The sequence below is a fragment of the Pseudoalteromonas sp. HL-AS2 genome, assembly GCF_031198805.1.
GTDB classification, from domain to species: Bacteria; Pseudomonadota; Gammaproteobacteria; order Enterobacterales; family Alteromonadaceae; genus Pseudoalteromonas; species Pseudoalteromonas nigrifaciens.
Window position 1 is genome coordinate 1,045,755 of the sequence record NZ_CP133571.1, and the last position, 22,064, is coordinate 1,067,818.

The window sequence follows — 22,064 nt, forward strand, 5'->3', positions numbered from 1 at the left end:
TAGGAATGAGGAAAAGTAATGGCAGGTAATAGCATTGGACAGTTATTTAAAGTGTCTACTTTTGGTGAGAGCCACGGCGTTGCATTAGGCGGCGTTGTTGATGGTACACCAGCAGGTCTTGAAATCACCGAGGCCGACCTACAAATAGATTTAGACCGTCGTAAACCGGGGCAAAGTCGTTATACCACGCAGCGCCGTGAAGACGATCAGATAAAAATTCTTTCAGGCGTATTTGAAGGTAAAACCACAGGTACTAGCATAGGTTTACTTATTGAAAACACCGATCAACGCTCAAAAGATTACGGCAAAATTAAAGATGTGTTTCGCCCAGGTCATGGCGATTACACCTATTGGCATAAATACGGCCTGCGCGATTATCGCGGTGGTGGTCGCTCATCAGCGCGCGAAACGGCAATTCGTGTTGCTGCGGGCTCTATTGCTAAAAAATATTTAAAACAATTTCATGGTATCGAAATAAAAGCCTGCTTAAGTCAGTTAGGGCCAATTAAAGCAGACGTTTTTGATTGGAACGAAGTTGAAAACAACTTATTCTTTTTTCCTGATGTGAGCAAGTTAGAAGCGCTTGATGAATATATGCGCGGCCTTAAAAAGCAAGGTGATTCAGTAGGCGCAAAAGTAAAAGTAGTGGCAAGTAATGTACCTGTAGGCCTTGGTGAGCCAGTATTTGACCGCCTTGACGCCGAACTTGCGCATTCGTTAATGAGCATTAACGCGGTTAAAGGTGTTGAAATTGGCGACGGCTTTGATGTAATTGAGCAAAAAGGCTCAGAGCACCGCGATGAACTAACACCACAAGGGTTTACCTCTAACCATGCGGGCGGCGTATTAGCGGGTATTTCTACTGGGCAAGATATTATTGCTTCTATTGCGCTAAAACCTACCTCAAGCATTACCATACCGGGTAACAGTATAAATACTGAAAACGAAGCGGTTGAGATGATCACCAAAGGTCGTCACGATCCGTGTGTAGGTATTCGTGCTGTGCCAATTGCTGAGGCGATGATGGCCATTACTTTAATGGATCATTTGCTACGTCAACGTGGACAAAACCCACATGTACACCACGAGCATGGGCCGATACCCGGTTCGGTATAATTAGAGTTACATTAAGTAGATAATAAAAACGCGGGCGATCCGCGTTTTTTGTATTTGTTTATCAGTGCAAGTTCAACTTTTTTACTAAAGTTAATTAAACAGGTTTGAGGGAGCTAAATGTGACAATGACAAATAACGTAAAGGCTCAGCAACAAGCTGCACTGAAAAGGCTGGAGCGATTTAGCTTCATTACCGACAGTAGTTTAAAAATTCCTTTTACTAATTTTAAAGTTGGTGCCGATGCGATTATTGGTTTATTGCCTGTTGCCGGTGATATGGCCGGTTTTATTTTATCTGCTTATGTATTAATTGAAGCGCAGCGCTTAGGTGTTAGCTGGACTATAAAACTACGTATATTAGCTAATATGCTTATCGACTTTGTGGGCGGTTTACTACCCATAGTAGGTGATATTTTTGATGCTTACTTTAAAGCAAACACCCGAAATACCCAGCTGCTAAAAAAATACTTAGCGCAGCAAAAGTAATAAAGCAATTTAGCTTTTACCCTTGTTAAAAAAGTATTCTGCAATAACCTGCTTTTGTTGACCAAACTGATCTGAAATCCCTATACCTACACCTATTATTTGCCCCTGTGCTTTAGGTGGGTTAGCCTGTATTTGTTTATTTATAACAGCCAGTTGAGGGCTTTTCTCGTTAGCTAACAATGTTAAATGTGGCTGAAAGTTTTGAAAAACGTTAGGGCTGCCGTAGCGCTTAAATGCAGTTAACTTGTTGGGGTAGTTTTTAACCCAAGTAGGCACAGTAGCATTTCGCTCGCGCAGCGGTTCAATAGCAAGTGTTACCTCGTCAGATAGTCTTTGTAATTGGCGCGACGGCTGTAAATTAATAAAAGCCCAATTACTTTTAGTTACGCTAAAGCCTTCAGCGGTTATGGGAAATGGTTGCTGTTGCGCTACGATGCTTTTTACCGCAAGTTTAATTGCCTCCTCTGTACCGGGTGCAAAGTCAGTTAAATATAAAGTAGCGTGTACCGGCATGCCTTTATCGTAAAAGCTAACCATACCCGCTTGTTTTAATACATCACTGGTTTGCGCCATTAAAGTAATGATTGGTTGCGAAGGAATAGCAAACACATTAATACTGATGTTTTTTGCAACAGCAGGCAGTGATACACCCATAAGCCCAAGCAGGGCAATAAATAAAAATTTAACCTTTTTTATACTCATTAGTTTAAACATAATTTTAGTATTTCATTAAGCAGCTCTGTCGTTATAGTGATGGTAAGGGTTATTGCTCAAGCAGTAAATACGCCAAACAGTATAAATACCAGCTATTCGACAGCACCTTATATAGCTATTATTAGCTAACCCCACGGGCTTTATAAAACGCCGTTACATGGAAGTGTTAACCCGCTATCCAATTTTTTACATTCGCTGCGAAAGCCCGTACAATTCACCTCGTTTTTAGCGCGCACATTTTTAATATAATGAGCAGTAAGCCCTATATTCAGAGTAAGTAATTAAACTTTTATGCATAAAATTGCTGATTTAATTTCTATTTTTGCAGCCACTTTTGACCAAAGCTATAATACGCGGCTGGTTAAAGGCGAGCACGAACCTATTTATATTCCTAGCTGTGATAAAACGCCGTATCACCAAATTGTGTTTGCTCATGGCTTTTACGCCAGTGCCCTGCACGAAATAGCACATTGGCTGGTGGCGGGAGATAAGCGCCGTTTACTTGAAGATTACGGCTATTGGTATTGCCCCGACGGCCGCGATAAGCAAAAACAAGCCGAATTTGAAAATGTAGAAATAAAACCGCAAGCCATTGAGTGGCTATTGAGTACCGCCGCAGGTTTTGAATTTAATGTGTCGGTAGATAATTTAAATGGCGAGCAAACGTGTCGTTTTGATTTTCAGCAGCGAGTACACCAACAAGTTTTAACACTTATTAATAACGGTTTTAACTCCCGTACCGAGGCATTGCTAAAAGCACTAAGCCATTTTTATAATACGCCATGGCCAATGAGTGCACAGCAATTTAATTGGCAACATCCCAAGGAGCCCAAGGATGCAGTTTAAGTTAGGTTTAATTATAAACCCGCTAGCGGGTTTAGGCGGCACTGTAGCGTTAAAAGGTAGCGATGGCGCAGCAACTGCAGCAAAAGCGCTAGCACTTGGCGCTCAGCCTAAAGCTAATAGTCGTACAAAAGCCGCACTTGAAGTATTACTGCCTTATAAAAACCAATTAACTATTTATACAGTAAATGGCGATATGGGCGAGCACTGTGCTAAAGCACTCGGCTTTAAGGTGCAAGTAATATATAACAGCAATGCTATAACCACAGCCAACGACACAGAGCACGCTGTAAAAGCACTTAAAGAGCTAGGTGTAGATTTAGTTTTATTTGCTGGAGGCGACGGCACAGCGCGTAATATTTGCCATGCTGTTGAGGACACAATACCCGTACTGGGTATTCCTGCTGGCTGCAAAATACACTCAGGGGTATATGCAATCACGCCAAAAGCAGCAGGGCGTGTAGTCGAAATGCTGGTAAAAGGCGATTTAGTTACCTTAGGTGACGCCGATGTAATGGATATTGACGAAGAGGCATTTAGACAAGGCACAGTTAAAGCTAAACGTTATGGCGAAATGCAAGTACCAAGCGAAGTGCGTTACATGCAAGCGGTTAAAAATGGCGGTAAAGAAACCGACGAGTTAGTGCTTGTAGATATTGCCGCCTATGTGGTGAGTGAAATGGATGAGGACACTTTTTACATTATGGGCAGTGGCTCAACCGTTGCTGCAGTAATGGAAGAAATGGGGTTAGAAAATACACTTTTAGGTGTCGATTTAGTTAAAGATCAAACCCTTATAGCGCAAGACCTAACCGCAGCGCAATTACTTGAGCATACGCAAGGTCAAAAAACTAAATTAGTGATCACCTTAATTGGCGGCCAAGGACATATTTTTGGTCGTGGTAATCAACAGCTTAGCCCCGCGCTTATTCGCGCTATTGGCACCAATAACATTATAGTAGTAGCTACAAAAACAAAATTGCAGGCTTTAAATGGCCGTCCACTTATTTGTGACACCGGCGATAGCAGTTTAGATGATGAACTAACCGGTTATATTAAAGTTACATGCGGATTTAACGACCACATTATGTATGCAGTAGGGTATTAATACCCATTGCAAAACCAGGAGACAGAATAAATGAGTTTAGTAAACTATATTGATGCAGCCCAACACTATTTTGATGATTTAGTGATTAAAGCCACCGATGATGAATTATTTGCAGGAGGCTATTTGCGAGGTCACTTTGACTTAGCAGTAGGGTATGCGCAAGTAGAAAAGCTAACTATTAGCACAGATGAACTTAACGAAACCGTAGAGCAAAGCTTAGTGAAGGCTTATCATAATGGTGAACTTAATGAAGATGACAAAACCCTTGTTGCTCGTTTGTGGGAAGAAGTAAAAGCATTGGCCTGAGTAAACCTAGGCTAAAACTAATTTAAACGCGATACGCTACTGGCTTATCGCGTTTTTTATGTTTAAAAGTATTGATATGAGGGAGTTAGCCTCAGGTTAATTTACTGTTGTGTAAAGATAGGATATGGTTATTGAAAATATGATTTAGAGAGCTTTAAAGAATGAATAATAACCAAAGTGCAGTGCCAACTGGTTTAATTGCACGATTTTTAAATTTTGTTGAACGGGTAGGTAATAAGCTTCCTGATCCGGCCATTATATTTTTGTTTGCCATGTTACTAATTTGGTTTTTGTCGTGGTGGTTTTCAGGCGTAAGCTTTGATGCAATAGATCCACGTACCGGCGAAGCCATTATTATCAATAATATGCTAGCAAGTGATTCGCTCGCCACCTTTTTATCCTCTATGGTAAAAACCTTTACCGGCTTTGCACCCTTAGGCGTAGTGTTAGTGGCTATGTTAGGTGTGGGGGTTGCAGAGCATTCGGGCTTTATTAATACCGGCCTTAAGTTAATGCTTAAAGTGACGCCTAAAAAGTTATTAACGCCTTCAATTATTTTAGTGGCCATTGTAAGCCATACCGCAACTGATGCAGGTTATGTATTAGTTATTCCACTAGCTGGGGTTATATTTTATGCTGCAGGGCGCCATCCGCTTGCGGGTATTGCTGCTGCATTTGCGGGTGTGAGTGGTGGTTTTGGGGCTAACTTTATTCCATCGGGTATCGACCCATTGCTACAAAGTTTTACCCAAAGTGCGGCGCAAATAATTAATCCTGCAATGACAATTAACCCGTTAAATAACTGGGCATTTGCTTCAGCATCTAGCTTATTTATAGTGGCATTAGGCTGGTATATTACCGATAAAATTATAGAACCACGTTTACAAAAAACCGCGGTAGATGGCGCTAAAGAAGATTTACCCGTATTTGAAGATGCCCGCAGTGATGAAAAACGTGCATTTATAATTGCCAGTTCAGTTATGGTTGCAGGCCTTGCGTTACTTGCTTATGTATCGGCAGATAGTAACTCGGCAATGCGCAGCAGCGATGGCTCGTTAACTAATTTTAGCTCGCCATTAATGCAATCTATCGTACCGTTAATCTTTTTATTATTTTGGATACCCGGCGCGGTTTACGGCTTTACCGTAGGCACCTTTAAAACCTCTAAAGACATGATAGATGCCATGAGTAAAGCGATGAGCGGCATGGCATATTATATTGTAATGGCATTTTTCTGTTCGTTATTTATTGCCGCATTTAGTAAATCAAACTTAGGTGCATTGCTAGCAATCGAAGGCGCGCAGTTATTAAAAGCAATGCAGTTGCCAAGTGCAGTAACGGTTGTGGGAATTATCTTTTTAACCGGCTTTGTTAACTTATTTGTAGGTTCAAGTTCAGCAAAATGGGCATTACTTGGCCCCATATTTGTACCTATGCTAATGCAACTTGGTATTTCGCCAGACTTAACTCAAGCGGCTTATCGTGTTGGTGACTCAAGCTCTAATATTATTACACCGTTAATGCCCTATTTCCCATTAGTGGTGGTGTACTGTCAAAAGTATGTGAAAGGCACCGGCATAGGCACTTTAATTGCTATTATGCTACCGTACTCAATCGCCTTTATGATTGGCTGGAGTATCTTTTTATTAGGTTACTGGGCACTTGGTATCCCGCTAGGGCTTGATGCCAGCTACGTTTACCCAGCGCTAGCGCCTTAACGTAAAACAAATAGATAATATAAAAGTAAAAGCCTCATCATGAAATTGGTGGGGCTTTTTTGTGTTAAGAGATCAGATTTAACCGTAGGGCAAACACTGTACCCCGAATAAAGTAACCTTAATAAAAGTAATGCTAAAAGTTACTATGGCATTGCCTTCCTCATTTACAGCTCTTTGTTTAAATGCTTTTAAGTGAGTTATTCACCAAGAGGATAGGAGACGCTGCGCTTTAGAGAAGTAATAGAGCAGTGCAGATAAGAAAGGGGTGTGCAGGCGAGAATTTAGCTGTGAGGTGGAAATAAAATATCGTGTTTATTTTCTCAGGGGAATATTATTTTCTGCCTAGAGCCTAGAGCCTAGAGCCTAGAGCCTAGAGCCTAGAGCCTAGAGCCTAGAGCCTAGAGCCTAGAGCCTAGAGCCTAGAGCCTAGAGCCTAGAGCCTAGAGCCTAGAGCCTAGAGCTTTATTTTAGGCACAAAAAAACCTTGCTCACTTACGTGGCAAGGTTTTTATTAAAGAGTCGTTGCTTATTTCGGCGTTGTAAAGCTTACTGGGCGACGTTCTTTACGAGGACCGCTGCGCTTATCACCGCGAGCGCTGTCATCTTTATTAAAGCTGCGTTTTTCGCCGCCAGCTGGACGCTCAGAGCGTTCGCCACGTGGCTCAGCAGGACCTTGATCAGCAGTGATTGTTAAGCCCATAGGACGTTTACAAATAAACACTTTTTGGAAATGATCAAGTACATCTTTAGGCATGTTTTTCGGTAATTGAACCGTGCTGTGATTATCGTGTAGACGAATATCACCAATAAACTTGCTTGAAATGTCAGCTTCGTTAGCAATAGCGCCAACAATGTTCTTAACCTGAACACCATGTTCACGACCTACTTCGATACGGTATGTATCCATAGGACCTGCATCACGGCTGTTACGCTCACGAGGTTTACGTTCAGCGCGCTCGCCACCACGTTCACCGCCACGTTCGTTACGACGACCACGATCACCACGGTCATTGCTACGTGGGTTACGATCATTGCGCTCGTTACGTTCGCGAGGTTGAATCTTAACTTCTTCAACCTTAATTGGTGATTGTTGCTGTGCTAAACACAGTAACGCACCAGCAAGGTCTTCAGCAGAAAGTTCAAGCTTTTGAGCCATGTTTGCTGCTACTTCATTAAAGAAAGTAATATCTTTGTTTTCAAGAGCAAGTGTTAACTTGGCTTGTAACGCTTCGATACGTTTTTCTTCAACAATTTTAGCTGTTGGTAATTCAACTTGTGCAATATCTGAATTCGTATGACGAATGATATTTTTAAGTAAATAACGTTCGTTATGTTTTACGAATAAGATTGCTTTACCAGTACGACCAGCACGACCTGTACGGCCGATACGGTGAACGTAGGCTTCAGAATCTTGTGGAATATCGTAGTTGATAACTAAACTTAAACGGTCAACATCTAGACCACGTGCCGCTACGTCTGTTGCAATAACAACATTTAGCATGCCGCTTTTTAAGCGCTCTACTGTGCGTTCACGTGCTTGCTGGTTCATGTCACCGTTAAGTGGAGCGGCAGAGAAACCTTCGCGCTCTAATAATTCAGCAAGTTGTACTGTATCGTTACGCGTACGTACGAAAACAATAGCACCTTCATATTGCTCAGCTTCTAAAAAGCGAACAATGGCTTTATTCTTATGAATGCTTGCATTCCAAAACACTTGCTCTACTGATGATACAGTTGAGTTACGCGCAGAGATATGAACCTGTTCAGGATTGTTCATATACTTGCTGCTGATGTTTTGAATTTGCTTAGGCATGGTCGCAGAGAAAAGACATGTTTGCTTTTCGCGCGGTGTTTTTTCCATGATGCTTTCTACATCATCGATAAAGCCCATACGTAACATTTCATCGGCTTCATCAAGTACAAGTGCTTGTAGAGCATCAAACTTGATAGTGCCACGGTTAATATGATCTATTAAGCGACCTGGAGTAGCTACGATAACTTGCGCGCCACGACGAAGTGCACTTAGTTGGATACTGTAGCTTTGGCCACCATAAAGTGCCAATACTTCAATACCACGAACATGTTTAGCATATTGTTCAAATGCCTCAGCAACTTGGATCGCAAGCTCACGGGTTGGTGTGAGTACAAGGATCTGTGGCTGTTTCACAGACGGGTCAATATTATTTAATAGTGGTAGTGCAAATGCTGCGGTTTTACCTGTACCCGTTTGAGCTAGTCCCAGTACGTCCTTTCTTTCTAGCAATAACGGTATACATTGAGCTTGGATTTCAGATGGTGTCTTGTAACCCAACTCTTCAACTGCCTTCAAAATTGCAGGAGAAAGATTTAGAGATTCAAACGTGACTGGTTCTGACATTAATACGCCTCAACGAATTTAAAGAGGCGCGCATTATAAAGGATAAATGCGGTAAATGCTTGTAGAAATTACAACTAATTTATAGGTGATTGATGTTGGTCGAAATTTAACCAGCTAAGTAACTAGATTACTTAACTGGTTAACATATTTGATACAGAACTTATTGATAAAGTCCAAGATTCTCTTTGGCGTAGGCCTCAAACTCTGTAAAACCACCAATGTGTTTTTGGTCTACAAAGATTTGCGGCACTGTTGGGCAAGGTTTGCCGGCAGACTTTTCAAGATCTTCTTTACTTATGCCTTCTTTAATAATGTCGATATAGCGAAATTTAAAATCATCACGTTCATTTGATAGTTGTTCTGCTACGTCTTTAGCACGAACACAAAATGGGCAGCCTTCACGACCAAAAATTACAGTTAACATAGTGAACTCCTCAATTAAATTGCTACTAGTGTAACCAATTGAGTTAAATATTAAAGAGCAAACAAGCGATTAAGCTGTTCGCTTTTATTGATATGCCTTAGGGATCAGCGTTTTTAAATAATCGCTACTGTTATTGGGCGCTTAATGTGGTGTTAAAAGTAAAATAAATAATTTTTTGAAAAATCATCTTGAAAACAATTTTGCAGTCCATATATAGATAAGTAGAGGACGCCTGATGGGTCCTTGTTAAACAGAAGTAATTGAAATTTATATTATTAATTAAACTTCATTTGTGTTTGTTCACTAGAAAAGCACAACTGAAATATCGCTTAAATATGAGGATATTATTATGCGTACAGTAGATTTATCACCCCTTTATCGTTCATTCATCGGTTTCGATCATTTAGCGTCTTTAATGGATGCGGCAGCGAGTTCAGATAAGCAGCCAAGCTTTCCTCCTTACAATATCGAAGCGCTCGATAAAGACAAATATAGAATCACTATGGCGGTTGCAGGTTTTAGCAATAGCGAACTGACAATCGAGTCAGAAAATAACACCCTAAAAGTTAGCGGGGTTAAACAAAGTAAAGACGATAGTAAAGAGCGTAAATTTATTCACCAAGGCATTGCAGATCGCAATTTTGAGCGTAAGTTTCAGTTAGGAGATCATGTAAGAGTTATCGCTGCTGATTTAGCCCATGGTTTACTCAGCATAGATTTACAACGTGAAATACCTGAAGCGTTAAAACCGCGCAAAATAGCAATCGGTGGCAATGATTTGCTCGAAGATAAGTAATTCACTTTAAATATTTCCCACTGTTTTAGCCGCCTCGCTTGAGGCGGTATTTTTACCATTGTAATTTATGTTTAACGACCTTGTTGTGTATTTTAAAAGAGTAAATTTAAAAAATTATTTGTTATTTGCTTGAAAACAATTTTAACGTCCATATATAGATAAGTAGAGGACGCCTGATGGGTCCTTGTTAAACAGAAGTAATTGAAATTTATATTATTAATTAAACTTCATTTGTGTTTGTTCATTAGAAAAATACAACTGAAATATCGCTTAAATATGAGGATATTATTATGCGTACAGTAGATTTATCACCCCTTTATCGTTCATTCATCGGTTTCGATCATTTAGCGTCTTTAATGGATGCGGCAGCGAGTTCAGATAAGCAGCCAAGCTTTCCTCCTTACAATATCGAAGCGCTCGATAAAGACAAATACCGAATTACTATGGCAGTTGCTGGTTTTAGCGAAAGCGAGCTGAGCATAGAGTCAGAAAACAACACACTTGTTGTTGCGGGTATTAAAACGGGTAAAGAGCAAGCCAGTGAGCGTAAATTTATTCATCAAGGTATTGCAGAGCGCAACTTTGAGCGTAAATTTCAGCTGGGGGATCACGTAAAAGTACTTGGTGCCGATTTAGCAAATGGCTTATTGAGCATTAACCTTGAACGCGAAATACCAGAAGCACTTAAGCCACGCAAAATTGAAATAGGCAGTGGTAGCCTTATAGAAGGCAAGTAATTTAAATAAGCTTAGTTTTTGATTATCCCCGTAAAGCCGCTTTTTAGCGGCTTTTTGCTGTCCTGATAAGAAGTTAAAAGTTATAGGCTTGCTAGATTGTTCAAATAGTAAGTGGCTTGCTGTAATGTACTTTGCTGTAACGTATTCTCTTGTTTATCCCAGTTTTTATACACCATTCCAATACGTGGGTTTTTTTCTAACTTTGCTCTGTGCGTGTGCATAAAATGCCAGTAAAGGCTATTAAACGGGCAGGCGTCATCGCCCACTTTATGTTTTACTTTATAGTGACAATTTTTGCAGTAGTCGCTCATTTTATTAATATAGTTACCGCTTGCCGCATAGGGTTTGGTGGCAATAATTCCGTCATCGGCAAATTGGCTCATACCCCGAGTATTGGGCATTTCTACCCATTCAATAGCATCTATATAAACACCCAAATACCAAGCATCAACGTCATCTGGGTTTATAGCCGTTAATAAACAAAAATTACCAATAACCATGAGGCGCTGAATATGATGGGCGTATGCAGTAGTTAAGCTTTCACAGAGCGCATGGTGCATGCAGTTCATTTTAGTTTTAGCATGCCAAAAATACGGCGGTAATGTATTTTTGGCTTTAAGCTGATTTTTAGTTGCGTAATCAGGCATGTTAATCCAGTAAATTGCGCGTACGTACTCTCTCCAGCCCAATATTTGCCTAACAAACCCCTCTACTTGAGCAATAGAAATATCATTAGGACGTTGTTCGTACTGGGCTATTACGCGCTTTATTACATACAGTGGGTGTATTAACTTTGCATTTAAAGCAAACGATAAGCGGCTATGGTACAAGCTACTGTTATGTTTACTTTGCTCTGTCATTGCATCTTGAAACTGGCCAAAATGAGGCAGTAAATACAAGCAAAAATAATCTAAGCAGCTAATAGCTTGTTTTCGGGTTGTGGGCCAAGGAAGTTGCTCTGCGGCTTTACCAAAGTAGCTAACATTATGTTTATTTAAACGCGCAATTATAGCACTTACATCGTTATTAAATAATTTAGGCGGCGGGATTTGAGCTAAGTCGGCGGCTGAAAATTTATTTCTGTTATTACTATCAAAGTTCCACTTTCCACCGTGTGGTTTGTTGCTATCCATTAATATATTAAATTGTTTGCGCATTGCGCGATAAAAATGCTCCATTGTTATGTGTTTATCTTTTATAAAGCGGTGTTTTATTTCCTCAAAGGGCAGTAAAAAATGCTCGCTGTCAACACCGCTAACCGTTAATGGGCTGGTGTTTGCAAAGTGGGCTAACTGGGTTTTTAATCTATATTCGTCTGGGTATTGGTACTCAATAGTATTGCATTGATGTTGCGCTGCTATACGGGTAAGCAATGCGGGTAAATCTTCATCATTACAGGTTTCGTTTAATGTTAAATGCAGTACATTAAATCCGGCTTGGTTTAATGCTGTTGCAAAGTTTTCCATAGCGCAAAAAAATGCACAGATTTTTTGAATATGGTGCTTAACATAGCTGGTTTCTTGTTTTAGCTCTGCAATAACATACAAGGTATTGGTTTTTTTATCTTTATACCATGAGTGAGCAGGGTTGAGCTGATCGCCCAAAATGAGTCTAAGAGTATTAAAGTGTGTCATGCCTAAGCCAAATAAATTTAATACGCAAAATTATTACATCAAGATCGCTTACTTTATAAAAACATAGATTTAAAAATTCCTAAATTTGGATAATTAAGTGCAAAAATTAACAAAATTAAATAATTACGCGTTAAATTATAAACACGCTATTTGGTGTCACTTTTTTTATAAACTTATTACTTATTATGGTTGCTAATTACGGCGTACATACTTATAATACCCGCCATTGTTTAGTATGTTGAAAGATATTACTAACAGCGATATTAAATTATTAAGTTTAGTATCTATTGGCGCGGGATGGAGCAGTCTGGTAGCTCGTCGGGCTCATAACCCGAAGGTCGTCGGTTCAAATCCGGCTCCCGCAACCAATCATAATAGTGGGTTTAATCTTACTAATTTATATCGCGCATTCTAAGTAATGCGCGTTTTGCGTTTAAGCTACTGTAGTTTAATTTAGTCAGATTTTTGACTCGCAACCAAGCTTGGCCCTAGGCCACACAGTTTTGTGCTTTTTGGTGTGACGCCCCGCTTGGTTCGGGGCGTTGTTGTATCTGCACTGTTTGATTTGTGACATGGTGATCAAATCAAAATTTAAACTCAATATTTTAGGGCTATAAGCCCTTTTTTTGTTTGTATGGAGGATTTTCGTGACAAAACTTGAACAAGATTTAGTAGCTATGTTAACGCCAGCGGTAGAAATGTTAGGTTTTGAATTACATGGTCTTGAGTTTGTACAAGCGGGTCGCCATTCTACCTTAAGAGTTTATATTACTCATGAGGCTGGGATCTCAGTTGATAATTGTGCAGATGCGAGTCGCCAAATAAGTGCGATTTTAGATGTCGAAGACCCAATTACAAATGAATATGATTTGGAAGTATCGTCTCCTGGTGTTGATCGTCTATTATTCAAACAAGATCACTACGAGCAGGCGCAAGGAGAGGAAGTACAATTACGTACTAAACTTCCACAAGACGGTCGTCGTAATTTTAAAGGCGATTTAATAGCAGTTACTAGCGATATGATTACACTATCTAGTGATGGTACAGAGCATTTAATTATGCTTAGCAACATTGAGCGTGCGAACATAATTGCAAAGTTTTAATTCGAGCGCAAAGGAATAGGGCAAGCGAGGCATAACCCATGGCAAAAGAGATATTATTGGTTGCTGAAGCCGTCTCCAATGAGAAAGCGGTTCCAAAAGAAAAGATTTTTGAAGCTTTAGAGTTCGCTCTAGCAACAGCAACAAAGAAAAAGCACGGTGGTGACATCGACGTACGTGTAGCAATTGACCGTAAAACAGGTGACTACGATACTTACCGTCGCTGGCAGATTGCTGCAGTATTAGAAGATGGGTCTTTAGAGAACCCATACAGCGAAATTACCTTAGAAGCAGCGCAAGTTGAAGAACCTGACTTGCAAATGGGTGACTTCGTTGAAGAGCAAATTGACTCAATTAAATTTGACCGTATTACAACCCAAATGGCTAAGCAAGTTATCGTACAAAAAGTACGTGAAGCTGAGCGTGCTTTAGTTGTAGAAGAATACAAAAGTAAAGAAGGTGAGTTAGTAACGGGTGTGGTTAAAAAAGCCACTCGTGACGCGATCGTTCTTGATTTAGGTAATAATGCTGAAGCGGTAATTTACCGTGACGACATGCTACCGCGTGAAAACTTCCGCCCAGGCGATCGTATTCGCGGTCTTCTATACGAAGTTAAGCCAGAAGCACGTGGCGCACAATTATTTGTAACGCGTTCTAAGCCTGAAATGCTAATGGAATTGTTCCGCATTGAGGTGCCAGAAATCGGCGAAGAAATGATTGAATTACGTGCCGCTGCACGTGATCCAGGTTCGCGCGCTAAAATTGCGGTTAAGTCTAACGACAAACGTATTGACCCAATTGGTGCTTGTGTAGGTATGCGTGGCGCACGTGTTCAAGCTGTATCGTCAGAACTTGGCGGTGAGCGTGTTGATATCGTACTTTACGATGATAACCCAGCACAATTTGTTATTAACGCAATGGCACCTGCAGAAGTAGCTTCAATCGTAATGGATGAAGATACGCACTCAATGGATATCGCTGTAGAAGCTGATAACCTAGCACAAGCTATTGGTCGTAATGGTCAAAACGTTCGTTTAGCTAGCCAATTAACTGGCTGGGAACTAAACGTAATGACTGTTGAAGACATGCGTAGCAAAAACGAAGCTGAGTCAGATAAGTTACTTAACTTATTTACTGAAAATTTAGAAATTGATGATGAATTTGCTTCATTATTAATTAACGAAGGTTTCTCGTCACTTGAAGAAGTTGCGTATGTACCGGCATCTGAATTTTTAGAAATTGATGGCTTAGATGAAGAAACGGTTGATCTATTGCGCTCACGTGCAAAAGACGCATTAACCACTAAAGCACTTAAAACGGAAGAAAGCTTAGATGGCGCAGAGCCAGCTGAAGACTTACTTGCGCTTGAAGGCTTAGAACGTCATTTAGCATTTGTTATGGCAAGCAAGGGTGTAATTACACTTGAAGACTTAGCTGAGCAAGGTATTGATGAATTAGTGGATATTACAGAACTATCACCTGAAAAAGCAGGTGAACTGATTATGGCTGCACGTAACATTTGTTGGTTTGCAGACGAGTAATTTATTAACGGAGGTATTAGAGACTATGGCAGAAGTAAATGTTGAAAAACTAGCCGGTGATATAGGTACAACTGTTGATAAATTGCTACAGCAGTTTTCACAAGCCGGTATTACCAAGCAAGCAGGCGAAAGCGTAACCGAAGCTGAAAAAGCGACGTTACTTGATCACTTAAGCAAGCAGCATGGCGGCACAGGTTCAGATGGCCCAGCGCGTATGACATTGCAACGTAAGAGCAAAAGCACATTAAGTGTGACTGGCTCAACGGGCAAAGCAAAGTCTGTTCAAGTTGAAGTTCGCAAAACACGTACCTACGTGAAGAAAAGCGCAATGGAGCAAGAGCAAGAAGAGCTACGCCTAGCCGCTGAAGAAAAACTGCGCCTTGAAGAGCAGCAAAAAGCTGCACAAGAAGCCGCAGAATTGAAAGCGAAACAAGAGGCAGAACGTAAAGCGAAAGAAGACGCTGATCGTAAAGCTAAAGAAGAAGCTAAACGCAAAGCTGATGCAGAGCGTAAAGCGAAACAAAAGCAGATGACCCCAGAGCAAAGTGCTAAGTCTGAGAAAGATCGCATCGAAGCTGAGCGTCTGCAAAAAGAAGCAGAAGAGGCCGCATTGAAGAAAGCTGAAGAAGAAGCGAAACGTCAAGCAGAAGAAGCAAGAAAGCTAGCTGAAGAGAACTCAGCACGCTGGAAGAAAGAAGAAGAAGAGCGTAAGAAGCGTGAAGAAACATCTGATCACCACCTTACAACTTCTACTTACGCACGTGAAGCAGAAGATGTTGCTGATGCTCGTGATGAGCAAGGCACACGCCGTGCGAAGAAAAAGAAAAAAGCGCCAGCAAAAGATAAATTTGCAGCGTCTAAAGGCCGTAATAAAGGCAAGTTAAAAGCACCTACATCGCTACAGCATGGTTTTACAAAACCAACTGCTGATGTTAAAAATGAAGTGCGTATTAGCGAAACAATTACAGTTGCAGAGCTTGCGTCACGCATGGCTGTTAAAGGCGCTGAAGTTGTAAAAACAATGATGAAAATGGGCGACATGGTTACTATTAACCAAGTGATTGACCAAGAAGCTGCACAACTTGTTGCAGAAGAAATGGGCCACAAAGTTATCATTGTTAAAGAAAACGAATTAGAGCAAAAAGTACTAAACGATCGCCATGAAGATGGTAAGTCTGAGCCACGTGCACCAGTTGTAACTGTTATGGGTCACGTTGACCATGGTAAAACATCTACACTTGATTACATTCGTTCAGCTAAAGTAGCCTCAGGCGAAGCCGGTGGTATTACACAGCACATTGGTGCATACCATGTTGATGTTAATGGCAACATGATCACTTTCTTAGATACTCCGGGTCACGCCGCATTTACTTCAATGCGTGCTCGTGGTGCTCAAGCGACTGATATCGTAATCTTAGTGGTTGCAGCTGATGATGGTGTTATGCCACAAACTAAAGAAGCGGTACAGCATGCACGTGCTGCTGGCGTTCCTTTAATCATTGCTGTAAACAAAATGGATAAAGAAGGCGTAGACCCAGATCGCGTTAAGAACGAGCTAGCTCAGCTTGACGTTATTCCTGAAGAATGGGGCGGCGATACACAGTACGTTCATATCTCTGCAAAAACAGGTTTAGGTATTGATGAGCTTTTAGAAGCGGTATTAAACCAATCTGAACTACTAGAACTTACGGCTCCAACTGTTGGTATGGCTGCAGGTGTTGTTATTGAATCACGCTTAGATAAAGGCCGTGGTCCAGTTGCATCGATACTTGTTCAATCGGGTACGCTTAACCAAGGTGACATTGTATTATGTGGTCTTGAGTATGGTCGTATTCGTGCAATGCGCGATGAAAACGGTAAAGACATTAAGTCTGCGGGTCCTTCTATTCCTGTAGAAATTTTAGGTCTTTCTGGTATTCCGGCTGCAGGCGACGAAGCAACTGTAGTTAAAGATGAGCGTAAAGCGCGTGAAGTTGCTTTATATCGTCAAGGTAAATTCCGTGATGTTAAACTAGCGCGTCAACAAAAAGCTAAGCTTGAAAACATGTTTAGTCATATGACTGAAGGCGATGTGTCTGAAGTTAACGTGGTACTTAAAGCTGACGTTCAAGGTTCAATCGAAGCAATCTCTGATTCACTAACTAAACTCTCTACTGATGAAGTGAAAGTGAAGATAGTAGGTTCAGGTGTTGGTGGTATTACCGAAACTGATGCAACACTTGCAGCAGCGTCTAACGCAATTGTGGTTGGCTTTAACGTTCGTGCTGATGCTTCTGCTCGTAAAGTAATTGAGTCTGAAAACTTAGACTTGCGTTACTACAGCGTAATCTACAGCTTGATTGACGAAGTTAAACAAGCAATGTCGGGTATGTTGGCACCAGAATTTAAGCAAGAGATTATTGGTCTTGCTCAGGTTCGTGACGTGTTTAAGTCTCCAAAAATTGGCGCAATTGCTGGTTGTATGGTTACTGAAGGTGTTATTAAACGTAGCGCTCCAATTCGTGTACTTCGTGATAACGTGGTTATCTACGAAGGTGAACTTGAGTCACTTCGTCGCTTTAAAGACGATGTTGCTGATGTTCGTAACGGCATGGAATGTGGTATCGGCGTTAAGAACTACAATGACGTTCGTGTTGGCGACCAAATTGAAGTATTTGAAACAGTTGAAATACAACGTACTCTTTAATTGTTAGCTAGCTAGACTAATAAATGGGGGCTTAGCCCCCATTTGTGTATCCATTATTTAATTAACTTATTATATTCCAATAGGTTATGATTTTAGGACAAATGCAATGAGAGAATTTTCTCGTACAGATCGTGTTGCTCAGCAAATTCAAAAAGAAATTGCGGTAATTTTACAACGCGAAATAAAAGATCCACGCTTAGGTATGGTGACAGTGTCAGCGGTAGAAGTATCGCGCGATTTATCTTATGCGAAAATATTCATTACGGTATTTAATACGCAAGATGATAATGCAGCGAAGCAAAGTGCAAACGTACTTAACGAAGCGACCGGTTATATCCGCTCGTTACTAGGTAAGCGTATTCGTGCACGTATTATGCCTGAGTTAAAGTTTTTAGTTGATAACTCACTAATGGAAGGTATGCGTATATCTAACTTAGTTGATTCCATTATTCGCGAAGACAACGCTAAACATGTTGCAGATGAAACAGATGTTGAAGACAGCACTGATCATGAAGATGACGTAACTAACAGCGAAGATGAGACTAAGCACGTAGATATTGATACAGATAGCGAAGAAGGCACTAATACAGATGGCAAAGCGCAGTAAAGGCCGTCCAGTTGACGGTATTTTGTTGTTAAACAAACCAATTGGCATTTCATCAAATAAAGCACTACAGCAAACAAAAGGTGTGTACTTTGCACAGAAGGCGGGGCACACAGGTGCGCTAGATCCATTGGCAACCGGTATGCTGCCTATTTGCTTTGGTGAGGCAACCAAGTTTACACAGTTTTTACTCGATACAGACAAAACCTATGTGGTACGCGCTAAATTAGGCGAGAGAACAACGACATCAGATTCTGATGGTGAAATTGTTAGCACTAAAGATGTAAATGTAACGCGTGAACAACTGATTAAAGAAATTGCCGCTTTTGTTGGTGAGTCAGATCAGTACCCGTCAATGTACTCGGCGCTTAAGTATCAAGGTAGGCCTTTATATAAGTATGCACGCGAGGGTATTGAAGTACCACGTAAATGCAGAAAAATAAACGTGTTTAGCTTAACGTTTGACGAATTTGATGAAGTGAATAACGTAATACAAATGACGGCGCATGTATCTAAAGGCACCTACATTCGTACTATTGTTGACGACTTAGGTGAAAAGCTAGGTTGTGGCGCACACGTTGTTATGCTGCACCGCACTGCGGTTGGTCAATATCCTGCAGAAAAAATGGTGTCGCTAGATGAAATTGAAGCGTTATTAGCAAAAGCTAAAGACGAAGAAGTTGCACCTTCTACTTATTTAGACGCGTTGTTATTGCCACTCGATACAGCTTTAGTTGATTTACCGGTTGTTGAGATAAGTAAAGAGCAGGGCAGTATTTTTAGTCACGGCCAAGCAATAGACCTTGATATAGATTTGCCTGAAGGCGCAATTAAGGTTGTAGCTGACGGTATTTTTATTGGTACAGGCGAGCGTAATGCCAGCGGCCATTTAAAAGTTAAACGTGGCTTGGCCAGCCAACAAGATGATTATGTAAAACCCGAATAAATAGTTGCTTTAAATATTTTCAGCAGCTTATTTATATTGATGGGATAATTAACTTGTAGTTATTTGTACAATTGGTAGAATACGCCCGCTTAATCGTTTTGGCTGAATTAGTGATCGGCTAAAGCACCTTTTAAATTTAATTTTTGGAGTTATTATGTCACTAAGCAATCAAGAAAAAATCGATATCATTGCTAAATTCGCACGTGCTGAAGGCGACACTGGTTCACCTGAAGTACAAGTAGCATTACTTACTTTTGATATCAACAAGCTTCAAGGTCACTTTGCTGATCACAAGCATGACTTCCATTCTCGTCGTGGTCTGCTTCGCAAAGTTAGCCAACGTCGTAAATTGCTTGATTACCTTAAAGGTAAAGACATCACGCGTTATACTGCGTTAATCAAAGAACTTGGCCTACGTCGCTAAGCACTTGATTATCAAAAAAGGAGCTTTTTAGCTCCTTTTTTTGTGCCTAAAATTCAGCACGACGTTTTATAAACACCTTAAATTATAAAATAAAACCTCTATTTAATAGGTAAGCAAAGGTCGTCATTTTTAGCCTTCATAAGGCTTAGCTTTTATCTAATAGCTAGACTCGCATTCTAACGGCGCTTTGGTATATACTATGCGCGTAGCTAAAAAGGTTTAGTTACGTTTATTTACGTCATCGCCAATTGTAGTACTTAATTGATTTTAAAATAAATACAATTATGTACTGTAATTGGTACTTAGATGACAACTTAAAAACATTTTAAAACATTTAAGGAATATTTTAAGTGCAAGCAATTATTAAAGAATTTCAACTAGGTCAACACACAGTGACACTAGAAACTGGTGCAATCGCTCGTCAAGCAGACGGCGCTGTACTTGCAAGCATTGGCGACACTTCAGTACTTGTTACTGTTGTTGGTAAACGTGAAGCGCAACCTGGCCAAGACTTTTTCCCACTAACAGTTAACTACCAAGAGCGTATGTACGCTGCTGGTCGTATCCCTGGTGGTTTCTTAAAGCGCGAAGGTCGTCCTAACGATGGCGAAACACTTATTGCACGTCTTATTGACCGTCCAATTCGTCCACTTTTCCCAAGTGGTTTTGTAAACGAAGTACAAGTTATTGCTACTGTTGTTTCTGTTAACCCTGAAATTCAACCTGATATGGTTGCGTTAATTGGTACTTCAGCTGCACTTGCTATCTCTGGTATTCCGTTCAGTGGTCCAATTGGTGCTACTCGCGTTGGTTACATCGACGGCGAATACGTACTTAACCCAACACTAAAAGAGCTAGAAGAAAGCAAGCTAGACTTAGTTGTTGCTGGTACTGATAACGCAGTATTAATGGTTGAGTCAGAAGCAGACGTACTTGCAGAAGACATTATGCTAGGTGCGGTTGTTTATGGCCATGAGCAAGCTCAAGCGATCATTACAGCAATTAAAGAATTTAAAGCAGAAGCAGGCAAGCCTACTTGGGATTGGACTGCACCAGCTAAAAACGTATCACTTGAAGAGAAAGTAGCGTCTATTGCTGCTGATAAAGTGGGCGAAGCTTACCGCATTACAGATAAAGTAGCGCGTAAAGAAGCACTTGGCGTAGCTAAAGATGAAGTTGTTGCTGTATTAACAAGCGAACTTGCTGAAGGCGAGTCTTTAGATAAGCAAGAAATTGGTAAAATCTTCGGTTCACTTGAGAAGAAAATCGTTCGTGGCCGTATCGCTGCTGGCGAAAAGCGTATCGATGGTCGTGAACCAGATATGATTCGTGCACTTGACGTAATGACTGGCGTATTACCGCGTACTCACGGTTCTGCTATCTTTACTCGTGGCGAAACTCAAGCACTTGTAACAGCTACACTTGGTACAGAGCGTGATTCACAGTTAATCGACGATTTAACTGGCACGCACAAAAACCACTTTATGCTTAACTACAACTTCCCTCCATTTTGTGTAGGCGAAACTGGTTTTGTTGGTTCTCCTAAGCGTCGTGAAATCGGCCATGGTAACCTTGCTAAGCGTGGTATTGCAGCAGTAATGCCAACATTGACTGAATTCCCATATTCAATCCGTGTAGTATCTGAAATCACTGAATCAAACGGTTCATCTTCAATGGCTTCTGTGTGTGGTACTTCACTTGCACTTATGAATGCTGGTGTACCAATTAAAGCGTCTGTTGCGGGTATCGCAATGGGTCTAGTTAAAGAAGACGATAAGTTTGTTGTACTTTCTGACATCTTAGGTGATGAAGATCACTTAGGCGACATGGACTTTAAAGTTGCGGGTACTGCTGGCGGTATTACAGCACTACAAATGGACATTAAGATTGAAGGTATCACTCAAGAAATCATGCAAATTGCGCTTAAACAAGCAAAAGCTGCACGTTTACATATCTTAGAAGTGATGGACAAAGCAATTTCTGCACCGTCTGAAGAGCTTTCTCAGTTTGCTCCACGTATTTATACTATGAAGATCCCACAGAAGAAAATCGCTGAAGTTATTGGTAAAGGTGGCGCAACAATTCGTCAACTTACTGAAGAAACTGGCACAACGATTGAAATCGGTGATGATGGCACAATCAAAATTGCAGCAACTGACGGCGAAAGCGCAGCAAATGCAATTAGCCGCATTGAGCAATTAACTGCTGAGCTTGAAGTAGGTACTATTTACGAAGGTAAAGTTGTACGTATTGTTGATTTTGGTGCGTTTGTAAATATTCTTCCTGGTAAAGATGGTCTAGTACATATTTCGCAAATTAGTACTGAGCGTGTTAATAACGTGACTGATCACCTTTCTGAAGGTCAAGAAGTTAAAGTTAAAGTACTAGAAGTAGACCGCCAAGGCCGTGTACGTCTAAGTATTAAAGAAGCAATGGAATCTGCAGCACCTGCAGCTGATGCGCCAACTGACGCATAATTGCTAATACTTAATCCGGTTATATTTA

General features: G+C 40.7%; 19 protein-coding genes and 1 tRNA gene. 16 read left to right on the plus strand and 4 right to left on the minus strand.

The window, feature by feature from the left end; genetic code table 11:
• Positions 1 to 18 precede the first annotated feature (18 nt).
• Both aroC and RB215_RS04955 read left to right on the plus strand, forming a co-directional pair.
• A complete protein-coding gene (gene aroC / locus RB215_RS04950) occupies positions 19 to 1,116 on the plus strand; it encodes a chorismate synthase (RefSeq protein WP_086998304.1) in 1,098 nt (365 codons plus the stop codon).
• A 125-nt stretch (positions 1,117 to 1,241) separates the two neighbouring features.
• Positions 1,242 to 1,601: a DUF4112 domain-containing protein gene (locus tag RB215_RS04955; protein WP_179807220.1), complete on the plus strand. Its 360-nt coding sequence runs from the start codon at positions 1,242 to 1,244 to the stop codon at positions 1,599 to 1,601.
• Between the two features lie 9 nt (positions 1,602 to 1,610).
• Here RB215_RS04955 and RB215_RS04960 read toward each other — a convergent pair whose 3' ends face one another.
• Positions 1,611 to 2,303, minus strand: a complete 693-nt coding sequence (locus RB215_RS04960; RefSeq protein WP_309216974.1) for a 2'-5' RNA ligase family protein — start codon at positions 2,301 to 2,303, stop codon at positions 1,611 to 1,613.
• A 303-nt stretch (positions 2,304 to 2,606) separates the two neighbouring features.
• Here RB215_RS04960 and RB215_RS04965 point away from each other — a divergent pair, with 303 nt between their 5' ends.
• From RB215_RS04965 to RB215_RS04980, 4 genes are all read left to right on the plus strand, one after another.
• The gene (locus RB215_RS04965) at positions 2,607 to 3,161 is read left to right on the plus strand and encodes an elongation factor P hydroxylase (RefSeq protein WP_309216975.1); all 555 of its coding nucleotides are present in this window, start codon (positions 2,607 to 2,609) and stop codon (positions 3,159 to 3,161) included.
• Entirely contained in the window at positions 3,151 to 4,266 is a 1,116-nt protein-coding gene (locus RB215_RS04970) for an ATP-NAD kinase family protein (RefSeq protein WP_309216976.1), read from the plus strand. Before RB215_RS04965 ends, RB215_RS04970 begins: the two co-directional genes overlap by 11 nt.
• Positions 4,267 to 4,296: 30 nt before the next feature.
• Complete coding sequence (locus RB215_RS04975; protein ID WP_011327677.1) at positions 4,297 to 4,572, plus strand: YfcL family protein; 276 nt, start codon at positions 4,297 to 4,299, stop codon at positions 4,570 to 4,572.
• Positions 4,573 to 4,733: 161 nt separating this feature from the next.
• Positions 4,734 to 6,290, plus strand: a complete 1,557-nt coding sequence (locus tag RB215_RS04980; RefSeq protein ID WP_011327678.1) for an AbgT family transporter — start codon at positions 4,734 to 4,736, stop codon at positions 6,288 to 6,290.
• 526 nt (positions 6,291 to 6,816) lie between these two features.
• Here RB215_RS04980 and RB215_RS04985 read toward each other — a convergent pair.
• Both RB215_RS04985 and RB215_RS04990 read right to left on the minus strand, forming a co-directional pair.
• Complete coding sequence (locus RB215_RS04985; RefSeq protein WP_011327679.1) at positions 6,817 to 8,667, minus strand: DEAD/DEAH box helicase; 1,851 nt, start codon at positions 8,665 to 8,667, stop codon at positions 6,817 to 6,819.
• Between the two features lie 160 nt (positions 8,668 to 8,827).
• Complete coding sequence (locus RB215_RS04990; protein WP_011327680.1) at positions 8,828 to 9,091, minus strand: GrxA family glutaredoxin; 264 nt, start codon at positions 9,089 to 9,091, stop codon at positions 8,828 to 8,830.
• 349 nt (positions 9,092 to 9,440) lie between these two features.
• On the opposite strand from RB215_RS04990, the gene RB215_RS04995 reads away from it, so the two are divergent.
• Together RB215_RS04995 and RB215_RS05000 are read left to right on the plus strand one after the other, a co-directional pair.
• Positions 9,441 to 9,887 carry an Hsp20 family protein gene (locus tag RB215_RS04995; protein ID WP_011327681.1) on the plus strand — a complete coding sequence of 149 codons (447 nt, stop codon included), beginning with the start codon at positions 9,441 to 9,443 and terminating at the stop codon, positions 9,885 to 9,887.
• A gap of 290 nt (positions 9,888 to 10,177) precedes the next feature.
• Positions 10,178 to 10,624, plus strand: coding sequence for an Hsp20 family protein (locus RB215_RS05000; protein ID WP_011327682.1), 447 nt, complete (start codon positions 10,178 to 10,180; stop codon positions 10,622 to 10,624).
• 80 nt (positions 10,625 to 10,704) lie between these two features.
• On the opposite strand, the gene RB215_RS05005 is transcribed toward RB215_RS05000, so the two are convergent.
• Positions 10,705 to 12,258, minus strand: a complete 1,554-nt coding sequence (locus RB215_RS05005; protein WP_309216977.1) for a cryptochrome/photolyase family protein — start codon at positions 12,256 to 12,258, stop codon at positions 10,705 to 10,707.
• Positions 12,259 to 12,549: 291 nt separating this feature from the next.
• Here RB215_RS05005 and RB215_RS05010 point away from each other — a divergent pair.
• From RB215_RS05010 to pnp, 8 genes are all read left to right on the plus strand, one after another.
• Positions 12,550 to 12,626 (plus strand) — tRNA-Met (locus tag RB215_RS05010).
• A 279-nt stretch (positions 12,627 to 12,905) separates the two neighbouring features.
• Positions 12,906 to 13,361, plus strand: coding sequence for a ribosome maturation factor RimP (rimP, locus tag RB215_RS05015; RefSeq protein ID WP_041454374.1), 456 nt, complete (start codon positions 12,906 to 12,908; stop codon positions 13,359 to 13,361).
• A 38-nt stretch (positions 13,362 to 13,399) separates the two neighbouring features.
• The gene (nusA, locus tag RB215_RS05020; protein ID WP_011327685.1) at positions 13,400 to 14,899 is read left to right on the plus strand and encodes a transcription termination factor NusA; all 1,500 of its coding nucleotides are present in this window, start codon (positions 13,400 to 13,402) and stop codon (positions 14,897 to 14,899) included.
• 25 nt (positions 14,900 to 14,924) lie between these two features.
• Positions 14,925 to 17,585 carry a translation initiation factor IF-2 gene (infB, locus tag RB215_RS05025; RefSeq protein ID WP_011327686.1) on the plus strand — a complete coding sequence of 887 codons (2,661 nt, stop codon included), beginning with the start codon at positions 14,925 to 14,927 and terminating at the stop codon, positions 17,583 to 17,585.
• A gap of 106 nt (positions 17,586 to 17,691) precedes the next feature.
• The gene (gene rbfA / locus RB215_RS05030) at positions 17,692 to 18,192 is read left to right on the plus strand and encodes a 30S ribosome-binding factor RbfA (protein ID WP_011327687.1); all 501 of its coding nucleotides are present in this window, start codon (positions 17,692 to 17,694) and stop codon (positions 18,190 to 18,192) included.
• On the plus strand, positions 18,176 to 19,135 hold the full coding sequence (gene truB / locus RB215_RS05035) for a tRNA pseudouridine(55) synthase TruB (protein WP_011327688.1): 960 nt from the start codon (positions 18,176 to 18,178) through the stop codon (positions 19,133 to 19,135). Before rbfA ends, truB begins: the two co-directional genes overlap by 17 nt.
• Before the next feature lie 154 nt (positions 19,136 to 19,289).
• Positions 19,290 to 19,559 carry a 30S ribosomal protein S15 gene (gene rpsO, locus RB215_RS05040; protein WP_011327689.1) on the plus strand — a complete coding sequence of 90 codons (270 nt, stop codon included), beginning with the start codon at positions 19,290 to 19,292 and terminating at the stop codon, positions 19,557 to 19,559.
• A 350-nt stretch (positions 19,560 to 19,909) separates the two neighbouring features.
• A complete protein-coding gene (gene pnp, locus RB215_RS05045; protein WP_011327690.1) occupies positions 19,910 to 22,036 on the plus strand; it encodes a polyribonucleotide nucleotidyltransferase in 2,127 nt (708 codons plus the stop codon).
• Positions 22,037 to 22,064 lie beyond the last annotated feature (28 nt).